Raw genomic sequence first — 18,266 nt, 5'->3', positions numbered from 1 at the left:
GTTCGCTCACCCATCATGAGACCGTCTCCGCTCGCCTCAAGCAGAGTGAATCACGCCATCAACCATCGATCAAGCAGGGTTTTTCAACAGAATCGACCCAGTTCCGGTCGTTCGCCTCTGCGCTCGGAATGACAGCTCGTGGTGGAAAGCGGAACCGCCGCTTTCGGGCGCCAATTCGACATGACTGGCCGTTCGTTCAGTCGGAGGTGCAGCGGCAGCTACGAGGGATCGTGCACGTCAAGCACATCCAGACCATGCTGATGGATGGCGAGGATCTGCCGTACGTCCCTCGAACTACGCCTCAGCCTGCAGGCGATGCTCAACTATAGGATGCGCGCCGAGCAAACGCAGAGCGAGGTCTATGTTTGCGCGATGCGCCAGGCGAGCAAGGTATAGATCTAGATCGGCTGGCTCGTTCGGCGTCGCCTATGCGTGCCATGTTCGAGTGTTATGCGTGCACTCTGCCTGTCGGCCAGATCGAGCCTACCACAATTATGATGCTTTGGTAGCCGCCACTGACGACACCTGATACGTGCTAAACGCCGCGAGGCTGGCGTCAAATTTGCGTCAGCGGTTTTCGGGGCAACAGCGGCTTAGGAATCGATATGAATCGGGGAACGGGAGAAGGTCTGGAATCGCGTCTTGACCCGTCGCTGATCGACCCGTCGCGTGACGTCATGTATCTCGAACCCGCGTTCCATGCCGCGTTGAACGTCCACGGCAAGTACGAGACCATGCGTTTCGTCCTAAGTCTCAGCCCTCGCAATCACGAACTGATCGATGGCATTGAGAACGGCGTGTACGACTTGGGGACGATATCGCCTGACGCATTGCAGGCCTATTCGACCTACCTGCATGAGACCGTTCACTGGTGGCAGCATGTGGGCTCGACGTCCGGGCTGATGCTCAGCCTGAGCTACCTTGCCCAATCGCATTCCAGCCTGGCATTCTTGCGCGATGCACTGAAGACATTCGGCCCGATTAAGCCGTTGAAGCGGTGGGCGGACGAAACACTGATAGCGCAGGGACCGTCAGCGCAACCGATGCTGGCCGACGCGAACGTCGCGATCAACAACGCCTTGGACGTTGAATATTACAAGCAATACGCCATGGCTCCGCAGATCACGGCCAGACGGCTGTTCGATCAGCAGCATTTCGAGTGCGTCGGCCATTGCTACCACATCGCTGTGGGGCAGCTACTTGGCATGATCGGCCATGAAATCGATCCGGAATTTTCGTTCATTCCCGACGGCAAGGCATGGGAAGACGATTTTCGACGTCTGACGAGGTCACGCCACGAAGGCTTTTATCACGGATCGCCATTACGCGTTCCGCCGGTTGGGCTGCATGCGATTTACGAAGGCCAGGCGAGATTTATCCAGCTTCAGTTTCTCGACGGTACGCAAAGATCGCAGATCACAACCGAGACATGGCGAGAGGAAGGATATCTTTTCGGGATATATGTTGAAGCCTTCGACCGTTTTCTGGAGCTTTCGGGGTCCGAATGGCCGAGCGATGTGCGAGGGCCTCTTGTCGGCATCTTTCTCCTCATCTGCGACCTTGCCATAAATCCGACCCGCGGATTCCCGCTGGAAATCGAATATTTCGAGGATTTTATCGCGGACGTCGATGTCGGCGTTCGTTTTACGCTCCTGTGTCAGTCGCTTCGCGAGCTTCCCCATCTAAGAGCCTGATCGAAAAGTAGTTGAGCGATACCAGTAGGTTGTGATTCACCGTCATTGTCGAGACGATGGGAGAAGCACTTGCCTTGGACTGATACCGCTCGCCGTGAGCATATGCGGAAGTGCGCGCGCTATCCAAGCGATTTGCGGGATGCGGAATGGGCACTGATCGAGCCGCTGTTTCCGGCGGCGCGCAGCGGCGGGCGCCGACGCACGACCTGCCTGCGGGCAGTGATGGATGCGATTTTGTATATCGCGTCGAGCGGCTGTGCCTGGCGGATGCTGCCCAAATGCTTTCCGGCGACATCGACGGTGCGCGGCTATTTCTACGCCTGGCGGGACACGGGGCTTTTGACGACAATCAACCATCTGCTGGTGATGGCGGCGCGCGAGCAAGCCGGCCGCGAGGCCTCGCCCAGTGCGGGTGTCATTGACAGTCAATCGGTGAAAACCACGGAAAGCGGCGGAATTTGCGGCTATGACGCGGGCAAGAGGATCAAAGGACGCAAACGGCATATCATCACCGACACCTGCGGCTTTCTGGTGTTCATCCTGGTCCATGCCGCCGACATTCAGGACCGCGACGGCGCTGTCGATGTCCTCAAAGCCATCCGTTTCCGCTTCCCGTTCCTGCGCCATGTGTTTGCCGATGGTGGCTATGCTGGTGACAAACTCAAGGCCGCGCTGGAAGGCCATGGCAACTGGACCCTCGAAATCATCAAGCGCTCCGATACCGCCAAAGGCTTCGTGCTTTTGCCCCGGCGCTGGGTCGTCGAGCGGACCTTCGCGTGGCTCGGCCGCTGCCGCCGTCTCGCCAAAGACTGGGAGCGATCCATCGAAAGCGCCACCGCATGGGCAACCATCGCCAGCATCCGAATGCTCACACGCAGAATCGCAAGACTCTCAACTCATTGACGTACTTTTGAATCGGGCTCTAAAGCATGCCATCACCGACTATTCCCGCGAGGAATATATCCAGGTGTCCGCCGAGCTGACTGAGTACGCCGGGTACGACCATCCGCTCTCGGCGCTGATAGCAATTGCCGAGTGGGGCGAGCAGCCAGCGGTGAAGGCGCTGATGGAAGAGCACAAGACGTTCGAATTCCGGAAGATCAATCTGCCGATACGCGTATTTCTATCGCACTTCCTGTCGTTCTCCGCCGATCGTCTCGAACATCCCGAGTTTTTCTGTTGGCCGGGAATCTGGAAGACATCGGGCGGCTCGAAGCCGGATCGAACGGCGGTCTGGCTTCGTCATCTTTCGCTTTTTGCTGACAGAGGCGATAAGCCGGGCGTGTATCCCCGACGCTGGCCCGGACGGGATGACCGAGCGGTCAAGGATACTTTCGACAGTTTCTACGGGTCCATGGCCCTTTACGATCTCACCCGGCAATGGATTCTGGAAGAGGGTGCATTCGTGCGCGACTATAAGTGGCTGTTCGAAAATTATTCGCAGGACAGAGCAGACGCGTGGGCCGAAGACACGTTTCAGCAGGTGTATGGCATCTCGCTATCCGATTTTCGGATTTTACCTGCGGTATAAGACGGAACAACAGCTTCCAGCTAAGATCGCCACCGGCCCTCCGTACAGCTCATGTGTTCGCAGCCAGTAGATTGTTCAGTTTGGCAAAGAGGTAGTCGCGATCTCGCGTACTTCGGCGAGCAAGAGAGGGGAAAGCCCCAGCGCCTCCAGCGGACGGGTACGCAGCCACTGCAGTGCACCGGGTGTGTCGAGGTCCTTACGCGCGGACATTTCGTTCAATTTCATGGCGGTTACACGCGACAAGCCCAGCGAGATGAAGCTGATCATCGTTTTGTCGGATGCGCCGATCTCTAGGTAAAGGGGCAAAGACGGAATGCTCGAGGCCATGTCCACTAACCCCGCGCTGTCAAGGGCGTAAACAAGAAGGGCGCTATAGCAACCAAACGTAAGCGCTGTTTACACCCCGTCTTGCGGGGGATGCTGGTTGGTTCAGTAGGTTTGGGGGATGAGACCCGAGCCCCCTGAGACCGCACTGGACACCAGCACTGAAGTCGCTCGCAGCGACGTGCGTCGATTCGAAGTGCTGGGTGAGATGACGGGCCGGCGGCGGTTCTGGAGCATCGAGCAGAAGCTGGCGATTTTGGCGGAAGCGGATCACAGCGACAACATCGCGGCGCTGGCGCGGCGGTACGATATTCGGACTTCGCTGATCTACACCTGGCGACGGGAGCTGCGTTACGCCCGCCAGGCCGTGGCGCGGCAAGTGTCGTCCGATGCCGAGCCGGCGCTGGTACCCGTAATGGCGGACAGCGGTGCGGCGGCAACTGATCGGCCTGCTGTCATCGAGGTAGAGTTCAGCGGCACGGTCACCCGCATCTACGCCGGTGCAGACGCGGGCCTGGTGGCAACCGTGCTCAAGAGCCTGCGGGTGTTGCCGTGATCGGGCCCGCAGCCGGCGCGCGGGTGATGGTGGCGACGCGGCCTATCGACTTTCGCAAGGGCGCAGACTCGCTGGCCATGCTGGTGGCGAGCCAGTTCAAGGGCGATCCCTATTCCGGCATCATCTATGTGTTCCGGGCCAAGCGGGCCGATCGGATCAAGCTGCTGTGGTGGGACAGCACCGGCCTGTGCCTGATGGCCAAGAAGCTCGAGGCCGGTGCCTTTAGCTGGCCATCGGTGCATGATGGCGCGATGCGGCTGACCGCGGCCCAGCTCGGCGCTCTGCTCGAAGGGCTCGACTGGCGCCGCGTGCACCAGGCAAGACGGACCAAGGTTCCGCAGATCGCAGGGTAAGCGATTGAAGCTGCGATAAATTGACTCGGGCTTTCTGGAGGCTCTCGACGCGCGTGCGCGCGCGTGATTCACTGCTTTCATCATGCTTGCCGAAGCTGATCTTCCTAACGATCCCGTGGTGCTCCGCGCCATGATCGTGGCCGCCAAAGCCGAGACGGCTCGGCTTATGGCGAAGGTTGAGCACGCGACGGCAGAAGTGGAGCGCATCAGCGCCGAAGCCGAGCAGAACGCGGTTGCCAAGGCTGAAGCCGATGCCGAGATCGCACGGCTGAGCAGTATCATCGCTGCCTTCGCGCGCCACCGCTTCGGGCCGCGCTCTGAGAAGCTCGACGACGATCAGTTCGAGCTGGTGATGGAAGATCTCAGCATCGCCATCGCCAAGGTGGAAGCCAAGCTCGATGCCCTCAGCACGCCGGACAAGCGGGTCGAGAAGCAGCGCCGCGCTAACCGCGGCAGCCTGCCGGCGCATCTAGAGCGTGTCGAGCAGGTGATCGATATCGACAGCAAGCAATGCGCCTGCTGCGGCGGTGCCCTGCACAGCATCGGGGAAGACGTCGCCGAGCGCCTCGACGTGGTGCCCGCAAGCTTCCGCGTGCTGGTGACGCGCCGCCCACGCTATGCCTGCCGCGCCTGCGAAGGCGAGGTGGTGCAGGCCCCGGCGCCGCCGCGGGTCGTCGAAGGTGGGATACCCACCGACGCGCTGGTCGCCCAGGTGCTGGTCTCCAAGTACGCCGATCACCTGCCGCTTTACCGGCAAGCACAGATCTATGCCCGACAGGGCGTCAACCTCGATCGCTCGACGCTGGCCGACTGGGTGGGCCGGGCGGCCTGGTACCTGGCGCCACTGCGCGATCACCTGCTCGCCGTCTTGAAGCGAGGATCGCGGCTGTTTGCTGACGAGACGACGGCACCGGTGCTCGATCCCGGGCGACGCCGCACCAAGACCGGGCAGATCTGGGCCTATGCCCGGGATGATCGACCATGGGGCGGTAGCGACCCGCCGGCGGTGGCGTTCATCTACGCGCCCGACCGCAAGGCTGAGCGGCCCATCACCCATCTGTCAGGCTTCACCGGCATCCTGCAGGTCGACGGCTATGCCGGCTACAACAAGCTTGGCCGTCGCAACCAGGTGGCGCTGGCGTTCTGCTGGGCTCACGTGCGCCGCAAGTTCTTCGAGATCGCCAAGGCCGACGCCTCACCAACAGCGACCGAGGCGCTGCAACTGATCAAGGCGCTTTACGCCATCGAGGACGAGATTCGCGGGCAGGACGCCGAAGCCCGCCGGGCCGTGCGCCAGGAGAAGAGCAAGCCGATCGTCGACGCGCTGTTCCGTCTGCTCACCGCCCGGCTTCCCCTGGTCAGCGCCAAGAGCAAGCTCGCCGACGCCATCCGCTACGCCACCTCGCGCTGGACCGGCCTGACGCTGTTCCTCGAAGACGGTCGCGCCGAGATGGACAGCAACACTGTCGAGCGGACCATCCGGCCTATCGCCCTTAATCGCAAGAATGCCCTATTCGCCGGCTCCGATGACGGCGGTGACAACTGGGCGATCATCGCCAGCCTCATCGAAACCGCCAAGCTTAACGCCGTCGATCCCCTTGCCTGGCTTACCGACACCCTCGAGCGCCTCGCCCGCGGGCACTCCAGCAAAAAGCTCGATCAGCTCATGCCATGGAACTTCCAAGGCTAAAGGGCCTCGGGACAGCGCTTACAACCAAACAGCCGAACGGCTTGGAAACGGATGTCGCCCTCGATCAAATCCAGGGTGTTTCTGATCGTCGTCCGAACAGGCTTCGACGTATTTCGCGAAATTTGCTCGTCGATGATCTGAGGGAGCGGCAGGCCGAGCATCCAGCGTCGCGCGATCAGAGCGTGGAACCGATGCAGATTCTTGGAGGTATCGATGCCGAGAATGATCTCGTGGCAAAGCTCGAGGACATCCGCATAGGACTGGAAAGCTTCACTCTCGCGGGGGTGCAGGGGGATGAGGGTCCAAGCGACGTCGGGGCCTTGAGCCACTTTCGCGCTTATCCGGTCGTACAGCCGCTGTTGTTTGTGTGCGGATATGTTTGGAGTCCGGCGGATAACCGCTGCTGGGAGAGTGAGTTTTTCACTGGCGGCGGCGAGCGCGGCTGCTAGCAGCCCCGACTGAGCATCGCCTGCAGCGACGCCTGCTCGTTCGAATGTCTGACTGAGGTCTCCGGCTTTGAAATCGGTATAAAGGCGGACGAAGGTGGTCTCGAGATCGGTTTCATCGCTGCGGCCAGCGCTCGGCGTGCCGGCAATGACGGTCATGAGCTGATCGTGATGGTCGTTCAGGCTGGTTTCGATCGCCGGAGTGATGATCGAGTCCTTTGGCCCGTCGAGCGGCTTTTTCGTCCATTTGTCGTAGTCGATGAGGAAGATGTTGCCTTGGAATTCGCGTTTCAGTCTGCCGGCGCGACCGGCGAGGTTCCAAAAGTCGGTCGACTCCAAGGCCTTGGTCCGGCCCTTCTCCGGAGCAAACATGAAGATGTTTTGGCAGGCAGATTAACGCCCTGCAGCAGCGTGCTCGTGCATACGAGGAAGTCGACCTCACCGGACGATACTGCCGCTTCAATTGCGCGTCGAAGCTGAGTGGGGATGTTGGAATAGTGAAACGCGACACCGTACTTAACGCACTCAACCAACGCGTAATTGGCGTGGACCACTTCTTTAGCTAGGTCCGACAGAGCCAGGCGCGCGACGGTCGGCTCGCGACCAGACATCAGCTCGGCCAGCTGGAGCGCAACGCTCTCGGCCTCCGCTGCGCCGTTTGCATAGATAATGTTCGAATGTCCGCGGCCAAGTTCCGCCGGAATATGGACAAGTTTTTCTGTTCGGCTTGCGACTGTTCGATCCAGTTGCAGCGTCGCGACTGACCGTAGCGCCTTCGATCCGTCCCCGGCGGTCTTGATCGAAAGCTTGCCCTTGGTCGCTGACTCGATGGAGATAACCAGGAAGTTCTGGGCGACGGTTGGCTCTACAGACGAAAACTCGATCACGTCGTCCAAACCGAACAGCCGGCCGAAGATATCCAGATTGCGGATTGCCGGACTGGCGAAGAGGATCTGTGATGTCGGATTGCGGACCAGTAGATCGTCGACGACCCATTGAAGCAGAACACCCCGCGATCCGGCCGCGATCGAATGCGCTTCATCAACGATGATGACGCTGGCGCTGAAGTCAGGATGGGCACCGAGAGCGAGTTGCAGCCTCTCTTGCGTCATTACATAGATGGCGCGCTCGGCAAGCGTGGTGTCCGCGTCAACCGGCACCGTGACAATGTCGGGAACATCGCGTGTCGTTTCCTCGAACTGAACCTTCAGATCCTCCGCGACTTGGGCGATCAAGGCACGGGTCGGGACAATGTAGACAACCGATTGCGCACGGTCGTTGTCGAAGAGCGCCGAAAGATATCCCTGCAATACAAAGGATTTCCCCGCGGATGTGGGTGCGGCCAGCGCGATCCGCCGGCTCTGCACAAGGCTGAGCCACAGCTTCTGCTGGAAATCTGTCAGCAGCACCGTGTGCCCATTTATCGTCACCCCATGCGCATCGGCCGACGCGATTTCTTCAGCGACAAGCGCGAAGGGAAGGCTGGGCTGTGCGGACTCGACGTCTGCTCGCGTGCCGATGGATGGGAAGTTCCCCAGACGCATGAGCACGACGCGCAGGGCCTGATCCAAGGGCACCTGTTCGGTTCCAAACAGATCGTAAGCACAAGTCGCCACCCTGAAGGCGGCGCGTCGATGATCTGCTGTCTCTGAGCACGCTAGGATCGCCGCCGAACGCATCAACCGCTTGGCGTCTGTAATGTCCGCAGGGCCGTTCTCGATGCCGCCGATCTCTTTGGTGAGCCATGCGAGTTCGATGCGGTGTGCCGCGTCGTGGAATTTGGGATTCCCCCAAACTTTGTCAGCCAGTTCCTGCATCATGACAGCCAGCCAATCCGAGCCTGGAAGAGATCGCGAAACTCTTGCACGGCTGGAAGTGGGAAGAAAAAGAGTTCCACATCCTGAGTGTCCAGTCCCGCCGTCTCAAGCGCAGCCGCGACCTTGGGAGCGACCGCTTCAAGATGCTCCTTTGCCAGCGCTCGGAAGGCATCCTCAGCGCCTTGGTCACCGGCGGCGCTGGCCTTTTGGAAGCCGTCGAAATCGAAGCCAATCAGGCAGGTGATGACGTCTTTGCGCTCGTTATATTCTTCCTCATGCGGATCCAGGTATCGCAGAAGGGCTTCCTTGCCTTCAATGGCCAATCCTGTGAAATCGATATTTCGCTGAACGAGCTGAAGTTCGTGGTCCCGCTCGTGCGGCTCCAAAGATTTTGCTATCGATTTCGCGGCGGACGTGATGGCTGCACCGACGTCGCCATACATTTTCGACTCTCCCCAATAGAGAAAAAGCCGCGCGGTCTCAGGGCAGTATCGAACATGGATCCCATCCGCCCCATGAACGGGCATCTGCGGATTGGATTTTAAGGTCATCTTCGCGATGAGCTGTGGAGCGCCTAGGATCCATTCTGTCAGGAGGTACAACAGTAGCTCGCCGGCCTCGCCATTCCGGTTTGTTGCCTTGTGTGCCTTGATGAAAAGCTTGGCGGCCGCATCATTGAGCTGAGTGGTTTTGATCAGAAAATCGTCGAACGGCAGGGTCGATTGCAGCGCTCTTACTGCATCGATTTCTTTTCGCGTCAGCGCGAAAGGCGTCAGATGAAGCCAAGCCAGTTCCACCAGCTCGTGAACTGTGGTTTTGCCCTGCCGGAATGCCGGGAAATGCAGGCGGAGAGTGGCGCCTGAGCACTCGCATAGAACCTCATGTTGTAGCTCTCTTATCCTCGGCCCCAGTCTGGAATAGTCCCGGCGAAGAGCCGCAAGAACCGTATCCAAATCTGGGCCTTCGGCCTGTTCTGCGCTTTGCTGGCTCAACTTGCCCCCGGTCGATCTTACCCCACCAGCAAGCGTAGCGCGAGGATAAGCTAAGGGAAGCAGAAACATGGCCTACTGTAGCGTCGGGCAGGCCGGCAGAGGAGGCAATCGGGTCAGCCCTTAGTACCCGGCTTGCCGGCTGAACAAATGTACGTTTCCGGCGATCAGCCTCCCGGAAGCGGCTGGAGGCAGCCCAATCTCTGTCGTACTGCGGTGCCGGTCGTGCAGACGCCGGATGTCGGCTCCTAGCCAGACATGTCGCGAAAGGGCGTCGGGAATGCGGGAATGCGGGAATGTGCCACTTCTCGTCATTTCCGCCATCGCTGGTCGAGGCGTCGGGCCAACATGAATAGATGTCTGAAGTTGGGGAGCGCGAAACGACGGCCGAATGTCGTCTTGTGGGTCGTTGCATTCATACCCTCCGAATTCATAAGACCGCTTGTCGCGGTGTCCACGAGACTGGCAGCAACTCACGATACCAAATTCATCCAAGATCGAATTGAAAGTTAACGCCATCCGGCGATACTAACGTGGAACGGGGGACGCGCTAGGTAATGGAAGTTGGCAGCATAGCGGATTGGTTCGCAGGCGGTGCATCGGCGGCTGCGGTTATGGTCGCGCTTGGTGGCTATTGGTTTTCCGAATGGCAGAGACGCAGGGATAAACGGGACCGCGAGCGCGACGCCGGACACATGATCGGTGTGAAGCTCGCGCAGGCGCTCAACAAAACCGACGACATTCGACGCCACCTTTGGGCACCCTACTCGGGTCCACCTATAGGAGGCGATGACGCGAATGAATTGTGGCGGCGCATTCAGCCTCTAACCGGCTTGCAGGACGATCCTTCGTTTTCTCTGAGCGAAGCGGAAATAAACCTGCTGATCCGCATGGACGCGCACAAGTTCATGATGGACATGATGCTCGTTATCGCCCGCTACCAGAGCATCAATACGTCGATGAAGGAATATGCGCTCCGCTATAACGCCATCATGGAACTGACCCCGGTTGCGGACGAAATGAACGAGGGTGTCGCTGTCCATCGAATGTCGCGCGAGCAGTATATGCGGATTAGGCCCTACGCGAACGCTCTAGAAGGGCTGCTACAGGGGTTGCGGGCACAGTCCGTAGAGAATGTCAGCAACGCCCGGGCTATCGCGGTGCAGTTCCAGCCGATTATGAAAGCCTACTTCAAGACGGACAAATTCCTTGGGCTTGGTGTACTTCCAGCGCCGGTCCTTGTCGAACAGAGCGGATAATGGATCTCTATACCGAGTTGAAGGGCTGGCAGGGCGCGATCGGCGCGGTCCTAGGATTCGCCGCTCTGATCGCAGGGGCGCTGTTCAATTTCCGTCTCAATCGGAAGCGTGACGAGCGGCTGAGAAATGAGGAAATCGTCAGCATCGCGTGCGCGCTCTACGGCGAGATCGTTATCCTGCGTCAAAGCGTGGCCCGCATGGCGAACGCTGTCGGCTACCGCTACATCAGACACGGCTTTCAAGGCGACCAGCCGATCGACAAGTATTTCGTCGAGCAATTTGCGATCGCCAACCCTAAACTGTATCTTGCCCTCGCGAGCAAGGTCGGGATGCTGCAAAGTCACCTGGCCCTTGAGGTTGTGCGGTTCTACGCGCGTGTAGAAGAGGCCGAAACCTGGTTGCCGAGGCTACAGGTCGATTGCGAGCGACCCTACACCTACGGTGTTAAATACGTCCTCGACCCGGCTATCGACGCGGTGATCGGCGTGACGCCAGCGCTGCGGATCATCGAGAAAATGGCTGGCATTATTGACGAGGCAGGTATGCCGGACCTCAAGAAGGCCCTGGACGCGCAAGAATTAGAGAAAATGCAGAGCCAGGCGGACAGGGAGCGCGACTAGAAAAATGGCGATGCGGTCGGTGTCGGGGAAATTTGTTCTGCCGGAGCGCGCGATACACTGACATTAACGGACGTGCGGGTTCGGGGAGCGACCAATCAGTCCTGGATTTCGGCATTTGGGTCATACCACCACCTAGGTCGCTATCGGGAACTGGCGCCGGAGCGGAACGAGGATGTCCTCGATCAAAGCGGTGCGATCAAGGCCAAGCGCCGCTCGACGGATTGCAAGGGTGATCGGTGAACGCTCCTTCATGCCGCCATGCCCCATCTGAACGGAGCTGGCATTTGATGCATGCTGGGCGCGTGTTCGCCATCCGCGGTGTTCCACGCCTGACAGGCGCGCTGCTACGATAAGATGCGTCAGACGCTGTGTACGATCGACGCGGTCTAGGACGCCCGCCGCGTAATCTAGCGTAGTACCGAGCTGCTGTTGCACCGCTTCCTCTATGATGATCATGCCGCTCATCGGATCAAAGCTCCGCCCGCGGGCGCGCGGTTCGTCCAGCGGCACCCGAAGCGAGACGGATCCCTGTTCGGTGACTCGGATGACTGCGCCGCGCTCCTGGCGCAGAACGAGGTCGGGCCCGTCCAATCCGCTTGCGGTGCCGAGCGTCCGCTCGAACAACCGCTTGTCGCCGTAGAGCGCCGACTGCTCTAGCTGCTCGGCAAGCTCGGGCGCTTCAAGTTCCGCCGGCCGCAGGATGCGCTGGCGCGGCCCGCCGACAACGACGAGGTCCAGCATTGCGGCTGTCAACTGACTCCTGTTCTCTGGCTCGAGCATAGCGACGGCGCGGGCGGTCATCTCCTGCTCGTCGACTGGGGCTGTGGCGCTCGCTAGCGTCACGTCATGCAGCGCGCGCGTTACTCCGTCCTGCAGGTCGTCCACCCCGACGAAGCTACCGCGGAACAGTCCGCCCTCCCATGCCTGGACTTCCGCGATGAAGGCCGCCTGCTCCGGCGCGGGGGAAATACCCTGCTGCACGAACGCGAGGACCGGCTTCGTCTCTCGGGCCTCCCGATATTCTTGGTGGGTCGCAGAAAGGCACGATCCCGTAGGCACGAAGCCGTAGTTCTCGCCCAGAATGAGGACGACCATGTCCGATCCGCGCAGCCCTTGCAGACAGCCGATCTGCGGCGAGTTTGGCTGGGCCCCGAAGTCCTCGGCCATAACGGGTTCGTGGCGCAGGGTGATCACGGCGCGCCGAGCTGCCGCGCGCTGGGGTTCAAAACCGGAGATGAGGGAGCTGACAAAAATTCGCATAAGCCGAGATTAAGCGGGCGCTGCCGATTGTCCATGAGCGATGCGGCGCGGGTGTAGCCGGGCGGAGATACTGCTGAGCCGACCTGAACGAGCGTCTGAAGGCGGGGTTTGCTCCGAGGGCTCTGAATGGCAAGTTGTGGGTGATCTCTGCTATGATAACGCGCTGAACGACATGCGCTTCCGGAGCCGCGTGCATTGAATTCTACCGGTCAGCACTCGGCCCCTAAGCCGCCTTTCTGCCTCTTGTTGAGTAAACTGACCATGAGCAGAATTGACGATCCTAAAGCGCCTTAGAGTCTGACTCAGAAGCCCCTGTTTCTCGATTAAACTCTTGATATTCGGCGAGTTAGGAGTTGGACCGAAGCGAGAAAGAGCCAGGCGGTGGCGCTTTCGACCATGTGCTCGAAGTCCTTGGCGAGGCGGCGGTTGCGGTTCAGCCAGGCGAATGTCCGCTCGACGACCCATCGACGTGGCAACAGTTCAAAGCCCTTCGCAGCGTCGGATCGCTTGATAATTTCCAGCGTCCAATTGCCGATTTTGGCCAGCGCGTCCTTGAGTTTGTCGCCAGCATAGCCGCCATCGGCGAAGACATGGCGCAGCCATGGAAACCGATTGATGACCGCGGCCAGCACCAGTGGTGCGCCGTCCCGGTCCTGGATGTCGGCGGCGTGAACCACGGCGTGGACGAGATAGCCGCACGTGTCGGTCAGGATATGGCGCTTCCTGCCTTTGATCTTCTTGCCCGCATCAAAGCCGCGAATGCCTCCGCTTTCCGTGGTTTTCACGCTCTGGCTGTCAATCACCCCGGCACTTGGGCTTGCCTCGCGCCCCTCGGCCACGCGCAGGTCCATCAGCAAGTAATGGTTGATCGTCTGCCACACGCCGCTGTCGCGCCATGCGTAGAAATAGCGCTGAACTGTTGTCATCGGCGGAAACCCGGGCGGCAACATCCGCCACGGCAGACCGCCACGAAGAATATACAACATCGCCTCGACCAGCCGCCGCGTGGGCCATTTGCGCGGACGGCCGCCCGGTAAGGCCGGCGGCAGAAACGGCTCCAGCACAGCCCACTCGTCATCTGTCATATCGCTTGGCAACGCCAAACCTTTGCGCGCATGAATAGCGCGAGTGATATCGGTCCACATCGTTGATCTCCGGTCGGTTCTTCGCAAAACCTCCAGAATCAGCCATGCGCCAGCGCGTCAAGCGCAACCGACTGATATCACTCAACTTACTTTTGGGTCAGACACTTAGAAGTAAAAATTAAAAATACCCGATAGATTTGTTGTAATTTTCAATTCGGCTCTGGACGGACGCTAGGCCTGCTTGATCAATTCCGCCTGAGAGCGGCAAAACGGTACTGATTTAGCATCGGGAGATAATTGGTAATTGCCGTTAAGAACTGCGCCTGTGCTGACGCATCTGCGATTCCTGTGAACGCTAGCTCTGCGTGATGGGCATCATATTCGATGTTCTCAGCCGCCACAAAACTGACCTGATTTGCTAATTCGCCGCCCTCAGCAATGAACACACCATAGCACAGTGCCATATCCCGCATTGTGGGCTTTACCGATAGTAACATTTCGGCCACCGGTGGACATTGGCGTCCGAACTGGCCGATTGCCCAACGCCCTTCATGTGTATGCAGGTCGAATGCCGCAGCCGGGAAGCCGGCAATCTTCGCTTTAGCCCCTATCGTTCGATCTGACAGACGGATGTCCGGCTCGGCGGCTATCATTTCAGCAATGAGAAAATACGAGATGAACATTGCATCTGCTGTGCGGGCTGCCGTCCGGTCAGCGATGTAGTACAGCATCAAAGGCATCCGGCTAGCAGTCATCATGAACATGACATCGGCTCGTGTACGGTTGATTGTTGGCATATTCATTCCTGTAAAACGGGACGTGCCGGCGATGAGCCAGATGGCCGCCATGCGTTCAGCGTATGGAGAGCGAGGGTCGCTCGCTCTCGAGCGCAATGAGTCTGGTGAGGCTCGGACTAGGTCCGTCTTCAATGGATCGAGTGCTCGGTCAAAATCGCAGATAGAAAGCAGATCGCAGGCAATCCGCGACTTGGGGCTAATTGCCAGCAGATATGCGAGATACGCAGCAAGTTCGTCCGCGCTGTTTTCACGCATTGAGCGATTGCCCATCACCGCGAGCGCCATACCCACGGCTAGCAAGTTTCCTATGCCGACATCTTCAACCGCGCAAACTGCGAGACGTCGGAATATCTGTTCTGCGTTTACTGAACAACCTTGCTGCGCAAAGCGCATCGCGCCCACTGCATCACCCTGACGGATCGCTTTCTGCAATGCGCTTACATTGAGGAACCGCCTTGCCGGGTCGAGTGGTGGTGATTGCATGGGTACTTGGAAGCTTGCGCGGCCTGTAGCGAGGTGTTCACAGAGCACGCGATCAAGTCCTGATAGTGCTTGTTTGCGAACCAAGCCATTGAGGTCGATCAGGCGGCTATTTAGTCCACGCCGAAGGCAGGGCTGGCCTAACTCACTCGTTGAACTCCAGACATCGAACATACCAGTGCTCCAAGGTTACTTTACCCTTGAAATCCTATGGTACTTAGCTCGACACGATAGAAAAATCGCTTACTAGCGGAATTAATCGAATATGCGTCTTCAACACAAAGCTTTGCGCTGAATTTAGTTGCCAAGAGGAATTCTAATCTACATCGATCACCTTAAGCGGCGTGTTCCCAGTCTCATCCACCCAAACCATCGCCCGCCTGGTGATTGTGCCACCAAACGAGTTTGTTCCACGGTAAATTACCGCGACTATAAAGCCTGGATTACCGCTATCCATTATAGCCGGATTAGCCTTGGCTTCAACGAGGTGAAATGATGGCGGGTTCTTCATTCTTCCCCGCAGGATCGCAGCCGCTGAGACCTCGGCAAGGAACTTCGCAGCGGCTTTCCCACTTTCGTTATCCGCCTGAGTCTCTGCCGCTGTAGGCTCGCGGGTAGCTTGCCGATAAGTGCAGGTGCCGATCCCTAGCAGGGCTATCACGAGCACTGCGCTTGTATATGGTGTGGCCCTCTTGATCCGCTTTTCAAACGTCTGCTGCTCCTCGACTTGATCGGCCGGAATTTCCTTTCCGCAGTGTCGACAGGCCTCCGCGACACTCGACACAGCGCCCAGGCAGCTACGGCACTGCATTTTGCCCACACGCATTCGAATCTTCGCCATCGTCGCCCTCGGAAGCTGATTGCCAATACCGCAGAAAGCGTAACTACTGGACATAATAGTGCAAATGAAATGCGTATCCCGCGTTTTCCGTATCTGCCGTCCCTGTTTGTTAAACAAGCCGAGCTTCAAACCGACCGGCAGGAGGCGCCATGGACGATACCTACGATCTTCGGAAACGCTTTGGGCGGTTGGTTGCCGCGCACCGGAAGCGATCCGGCATGACGCAAGAAACGCTTGCTGCTAGCGCTGATCTTTCACCCGACATGATTGGCAGAATCGAGGCAGGGCGCACGGGCGCTCGATTTCCTTCAATCGAGCGCCTTGCCGCTGCCCTGCAAGTAGATCCGGCGGAATTGTTCACAACCGAATTGCCGACAGGCAAAGCCAGAGGTGCGGCGTTTGTTGACCTGATCGCACGCTTGGACTCGTTGTCCGAACGCGATATCAGCTGGGTCGATCAACTCCTAAGTGCCGCGCTCAAGCCTAGAAGCTGACACCTGCCGCAGCGCCTGCAAACATGCCGGTTTGCGAGTAAAGGCAACAACCTTTTGAAGTTAACTTCACGGATTGGAAATTATGAGTGATGCCACAATACGATCGGATATCATTCACAGGGGCGTTTGCTCCAAAGCCATTCTCCAACTCCGAGATGGATCCTAATGAGCTGTGAGCGCTATAAATTTTGCCAACCGTCGAGCAGGGACCGCTAGCTGGTCAAAGACCTGATTTCTGAGCTCCAAGTCGGCTAAGCAGCCGGCTGGTCGTGCTCGGTCCCCACAGGGTGTTCTGCCTCGTGCGAAGACCACATTTGTTGAGTTCCGTAGCTACATCTCGGACGGTTAATACGCCATTTGACAAAATTTCGGATACTTGCCCGCGAAATTTCTCGGCATATCTCTGCGCTTCTTCCTTGTGCCGAGTGGCTAACACATTCCCGTTTGAACCTAGGACAACGCCACGGGCTTTTGCTGCTGCTAGCGCTGCCCTCGTTCGGGCGCTGATTTCACCACGCTCATGCTCGGCAAATGCCGCCATCAAATGCAGCATGAGCTTGTTCGCAAATGGCACGTCGACCGCGACAAATTCGGTGCCGGATTCCATCAGTGATGAGATGAATGCAACGGATCGCGCCAGCCTGTCTAGCTTGGCGATCACCAGAGTCGCGCGTAGTTGGCGGCACCGTGCAATTGACTTCACAAGAATAGGCCGGTCCTTGGCCGTGCCACTCTCCACCTCGATGAACTCCTCCGCCAATTCACCGCTGCACTGGGCGAGATATGCACGGACGTGTTCGCGCTGGGCTTCAAGACCCAAACCTGACACGCCCTGCCTCGTGGTACTGACACGAAGGTAAGATACAAATTTAGTCATTGTCTGATTGTCCCAGGTAAATGTTGGTTTATGTGGGACAAAGCGTATCGCTAGGTCGTTGGCAGGGAAGGATAAAGGACAGCGGCAGCCTTATTTGCCTGCGCGATCCATTTCTCGAGACCAGTGTACGCGAGACCGGTCGGCCACGATATCCAGGCATTCTCCGAGACGAGATCGCCCTGACACTCGCTGTATTTTTTGGCCAGATCGCTGCCACCGCTGAGCATCCAAGTCCAAGTAGCCTTATCCACACCAGCGCCGACTGCAGCCAAGCAGAACTGCTTCCACAGTTTTCGCTTCGTGGGCTTGATGGGCACTGCTGCGGCATAAGCAACACGTCGACCTTCGAAGAGGTTCTGCATTGTCACGAGATCGGCAAAAGCAGGGCGCTTGCTGCGCCAAACTTGGACGACTTCTGCCCGGGTGACAGGGCAATCACCATAGGTCGAAGGTTGAGCCAACTGCTTTTGATATGCTCGACGCTCATATAACGTAAGGCGGTGAGTACCGGTGGTGCGGTAGGCCGAGGTTTTCGGAGGGTTCTTGGGCAGGAGTTTGTCCTGATAGAAATAGATGGTTTCTGGCATGCCGTGTTTGCCGAGATACACCATCCGCTTCCCTGGCTTGGGGATTAGAGCAATAAGGTCGAGTGGCGTCACTCCGATGCAATCGATGGCAGCGTCTAGTCGGCTGATCGTAAACGCTCCAAGGGCCTTGTCAAAATCGACGAACGGAGCAGCGAGCTCGACGCCCTCCTGAATTTGGACGAGCCCTACCGACCCTGCTTTCCTCGGATTAAATTCAAGGCGCACCGACCAGATTGAGAAATCCGGGCCGGGCCTGCGAGCAATTGTCAGCATTGCCCGCTCAAGAGGATCGTCGAGATTGTACTGAATTGAGAAGACAGCCGTCTTCTTGATATTACCGCTGAATTTTCGCAAAGTGACTGGCCCACCCTGCCCCAACGGCACCTTTCCGAGCGTATCCAAGATATCCTTGTCCAACTCCTGATAAATCGCTTTGAGCGACTTCCCCGATTGATCGGGTGTAGCCGTTATGTAATTACCCACCCCCTGCGTTGAGCTATCCGGCGGAGACAGCGCCGAGGATGGTGTTGTAGGGATTGGCCCCGGACAGTCGCGCAGTATCGACG

20 protein-coding genes are annotated in these 18,266 nt (G+C 58.5%); 10 read left to right on the top strand and 10 right to left on the bottom strand.

Annotated features, from left to right (window positions below):
* The 4 genes from FHS79_RS18575 to FHS79_RS17425 form a co-directional block, all read left to right on the top strand.
* On the top strand, window positions 1-329 hold a 329-nt coding region (locus FHS79_RS18575; protein ID WP_207792434.1), incomplete at its 5' end, for a hypothetical protein.
* Between the two features lie 348 nt (window positions 330-677).
* Complete coding sequence (locus FHS79_RS17435) at window positions 678-1,694, top strand: hypothetical protein (protein ID WP_184202950.1); 1,017 nt, start codon at window positions 678-680, stop codon at window positions 1,692-1,694.
* A 69-nt stretch (window positions 1,695-1,763) separates the two neighbouring features.
* Complete coding sequence (locus FHS79_RS17430; RefSeq protein WP_184202948.1) at window positions 1,764-2,597, top strand: IS5 family transposase; 834 nt, start codon at window positions 1,764-1,766, stop codon at window positions 2,595-2,597.
* A 64-nt stretch (window positions 2,598-2,661) separates the two neighbouring features.
* Window positions 2,662-3,225 (top strand): hypothetical protein, encoded by a 564-nt coding sequence (locus tag FHS79_RS17425; protein WP_184202946.1) that lies wholly within the window; start codon window positions 2,662-2,664, stop codon window positions 3,223-3,225.
* A 75-nt stretch (window positions 3,226-3,300) separates the two neighbouring features.
* Here FHS79_RS17425 and FHS79_RS17420 read toward each other — a convergent pair whose 3' ends face one another.
* Window positions 3,301-3,552: a hypothetical protein gene (locus FHS79_RS17420; RefSeq protein ID WP_184202944.1), complete on the bottom strand. Its 252-nt coding sequence runs from the start codon at window positions 3,550-3,552 to the stop codon at window positions 3,301-3,303.
* Window positions 3,553-3,670: 118 nt separating this feature from the next.
* On the opposite strand from FHS79_RS17420, the gene FHS79_RS17415 reads away from it, so the two are divergent.
* The 3 genes from FHS79_RS17415 to tnpC all read left to right on the top strand — a co-directional run bounded on the left by FHS79_RS17415 (window position 3,671) and on the right by tnpC (window position 6,148).
* Window positions 3,671-4,105: a transposase gene (locus tag FHS79_RS17415; protein WP_184202942.1), complete on the top strand. Its 435-nt coding sequence runs from the start codon at window positions 3,671-3,673 to the stop codon at window positions 4,103-4,105.
* A complete protein-coding gene (tnpB, locus tag FHS79_RS17410) occupies window positions 4,102-4,458 on the top strand; it encodes an IS66 family insertion sequence element accessory protein TnpB (RefSeq protein WP_184202940.1) in 357 nt (118 codons plus the stop codon). The genes FHS79_RS17415 and tnpB overlap by 4 nt, the downstream gene beginning before the upstream one ends.
* An 82-nt stretch (window positions 4,459-4,540) precedes the next feature.
* Entirely contained in the window at window positions 4,541-6,148 is a 1,608-nt protein-coding gene (gene tnpC / locus FHS79_RS17405; RefSeq protein WP_207792432.1) for an IS66 family transposase, read from the top strand.
* On the opposite strand, the gene FHS79_RS17400 is transcribed toward tnpC, so the two are convergent.
* From FHS79_RS17400 to FHS79_RS17390, 3 genes are read right to left on the bottom strand one after another with little or no spacing between them, the layout of a single operon-like run.
* Window positions 6,145-6,933, bottom strand: coding sequence for a hypothetical protein (locus tag FHS79_RS17400; RefSeq protein WP_184202938.1), 789 nt, complete (start codon window positions 6,931-6,933; stop codon window positions 6,145-6,147). The genes tnpC and FHS79_RS17400 overlap by 4 nt on opposite strands.
* Entirely contained in the window at window positions 6,885-8,414 is a 1,530-nt protein-coding gene (locus FHS79_RS17395; RefSeq protein WP_184202936.1) for a DEAD/DEAH box helicase, read from the bottom strand. Before FHS79_RS17395 ends, FHS79_RS17400 begins: the two co-directional genes overlap by 49 nt.
* Window positions 8,411-9,403 (bottom strand): HamA C-terminal domain-containing protein, encoded by a 993-nt coding sequence (locus FHS79_RS17390; protein ID WP_184202934.1) that lies wholly within the window; start codon window positions 9,401-9,403, stop codon window positions 8,411-8,413. The genes FHS79_RS17395 and FHS79_RS17390 overlap by 4 nt, the downstream gene beginning before the upstream one ends.
* A 554-nt stretch (window positions 9,404-9,957) precedes the next feature.
* On the opposite strand from FHS79_RS17390, the gene FHS79_RS17385 reads away from it, so the two are divergent.
* Window positions 9,958-10,659, top strand: a complete 702-nt coding sequence (locus FHS79_RS17385) for a hypothetical protein (protein WP_184202932.1) — start codon at window positions 9,958-9,960, stop codon at window positions 10,657-10,659.
* The gene (locus tag FHS79_RS17380) at window positions 10,659-11,279 is read left to right on the top strand and encodes a hypothetical protein (protein ID WP_184202930.1); all 621 of its coding nucleotides are present in this window, start codon (window positions 10,659-10,661) and stop codon (window positions 11,277-11,279) included. Before FHS79_RS17385 ends, FHS79_RS17380 begins: the two co-directional genes overlap by 1 nt.
* A gap of 132 nt (window positions 11,280-11,411) precedes the next feature.
* Here FHS79_RS17380 and FHS79_RS17375 read toward each other — a convergent pair whose 3' ends face one another.
* The 4 genes from FHS79_RS17375 to FHS79_RS17360 all read right to left on the bottom strand — a co-directional run bounded on the left by FHS79_RS17375 (window position 11,412) and on the right by FHS79_RS17360 (window position 15,742).
* Window positions 11,412-12,539 carry a DUF4062 domain-containing protein gene (locus FHS79_RS17375; RefSeq protein WP_184202928.1) on the bottom strand — a complete coding sequence of 376 codons (1,128 nt, stop codon included), beginning with the start codon at window positions 12,537-12,539 and terminating at the stop codon, window positions 11,412-11,414.
* Between the two features lie 323 nt (window positions 12,540-12,862).
* Window positions 12,863-13,684: an IS5 family transposase gene (locus tag FHS79_RS17370; protein ID WP_184202926.1), complete on the bottom strand. Its 822-nt coding sequence runs from the start codon at window positions 13,682-13,684 to the stop codon at window positions 12,863-12,865.
* Between the two features lie 185 nt (window positions 13,685-13,869).
* Window positions 13,870-15,075, bottom strand: a complete 1,206-nt coding sequence (locus FHS79_RS17365) for a hypothetical protein (RefSeq protein WP_184202924.1) — start codon at window positions 15,073-15,075, stop codon at window positions 13,870-13,872.
* A gap of 142 nt (window positions 15,076-15,217) precedes the next feature.
* Window positions 15,218-15,742 carry a hypothetical protein gene (locus FHS79_RS17360; protein ID WP_184202922.1) on the bottom strand — a complete coding sequence of 175 codons (525 nt, stop codon included), beginning with the start codon at window positions 15,740-15,742 and terminating at the stop codon, window positions 15,218-15,220.
* Window positions 15,743-15,891: 149 nt separating this feature from the next.
* Here FHS79_RS17360 and FHS79_RS17355 point away from each other — a divergent pair, with 149 nt between their 5' ends.
* Window positions 15,892-16,236 (top strand): helix-turn-helix domain-containing protein, encoded by a 345-nt coding sequence (locus FHS79_RS17355; protein ID WP_184202920.1) that lies wholly within the window; start codon window positions 15,892-15,894, stop codon window positions 16,234-16,236.
* A gap of 220 nt (window positions 16,237-16,456) precedes the next feature.
* On the opposite strand, the gene FHS79_RS17350 is transcribed toward FHS79_RS17355, so the two are convergent.
* Together FHS79_RS17350 and FHS79_RS17345 are read right to left on the bottom strand one after the other, a co-directional pair.
* Window positions 16,457-17,113, bottom strand: a complete 657-nt coding sequence (locus tag FHS79_RS17350) for a recombinase family protein (RefSeq protein ID WP_184202918.1) — start codon at window positions 17,111-17,113, stop codon at window positions 16,457-16,459.
* 50 nt (window positions 17,114-17,163) lie between these two features.
* A partial coding sequence (locus tag FHS79_RS17345; protein ID WP_207792431.1) for a hypothetical protein occupies window positions 17,164-18,266 on the bottom strand: 1,103 nt, incomplete at its 5' end.

Source organism: Polymorphobacter multimanifer, from assembly GCF_014205635.1.
Taxonomy (GTDB): Bacteria; Pseudomonadota; Alphaproteobacteria; order Sphingomonadales; family Sphingomonadaceae; genus Sandarakinorhabdus; species Sandarakinorhabdus multimanifer.
The sequence above is the reverse complement of the archived record's forward strand: the minus strand, read 5'-3'. Positions and strand labels throughout refer to the sequence as shown.

Excerpts from the sequence above, each read along its gene's own strand:
- FHS79_RS17365 (WP_184202924.1), bottom strand. The coding sequence starts at position 15,075 with ATGTTCGATGTCTGGAGTTCAACGAGTGAGTTAGGCCAGCCCTGCCTT.
- FHS79_RS17395 (WP_184202936.1), bottom strand. The coding sequence starts at position 8,414 with ATGATGCAGGAACTGGCTGACAAAGTTTGGGGGAATCCCAAATTCCAC.
- FHS79_RS17360 (WP_184202922.1), bottom strand. The coding sequence starts at position 15,742 with ATGGCGAAGATTCGAATGCGTGTGGGCAAAATGCAGTGCCGTAGCTGC.
- FHS79_RS17370 (WP_184202926.1), bottom strand. The coding sequence starts at position 13,684 with ATGTGGACCGATATCACTCGCGCTATTCATGCGCGCAAAGGTTTGGCG.
- FHS79_RS17355 (WP_184202920.1), top strand. The coding sequence starts at position 15,892 with ATGGACGATACCTACGATCTTCGGAAACGCTTTGGGCGGTTGGTTGCC.
- tnpC (WP_207792432.1), top strand. The coding sequence starts at position 4,541 with ATGCTTGCCGAAGCTGATCTTCCTAACGATCCCGTGGTGCTCCGCGCC.
- FHS79_RS17435 (WP_184202950.1), top strand. The coding sequence starts at position 678 with ATGTATCTCGAACCCGCGTTCCATGCCGCGTTGAACGTCCACGGCAAG.
- FHS79_RS17375 (WP_184202928.1), bottom strand. The coding sequence starts at position 12,539 with ATGCGAATTTTTGTCAGCTCCCTCATCTCCGGTTTTGAACCCCAGCGC.
- FHS79_RS17420 (WP_184202944.1), bottom strand. The coding sequence starts at position 3,552 with ATGGCCTCGAGCATTCCGTCTTTGCCCCTTTACCTAGAGATCGGCGCA.
- FHS79_RS17415 (WP_184202942.1), top strand. The coding sequence starts at position 3,671 with ATGAGACCCGAGCCCCCTGAGACCGCACTGGACACCAGCACTGAAGTC.
- FHS79_RS17350 (WP_184202918.1), bottom strand. The coding sequence starts at position 17,113 with ATGACTAAATTTGTATCTTACCTTCGTGTCAGTACCACGAGGCAGGGC.
- FHS79_RS17380 (WP_184202930.1), top strand. The coding sequence starts at position 10,659 with ATGGATCTCTATACCGAGTTGAAGGGCTGGCAGGGCGCGATCGGCGCG.
- FHS79_RS17385 (WP_184202932.1), top strand. The coding sequence starts at position 9,958 with ATGGAAGTTGGCAGCATAGCGGATTGGTTCGCAGGCGGTGCATCGGCG.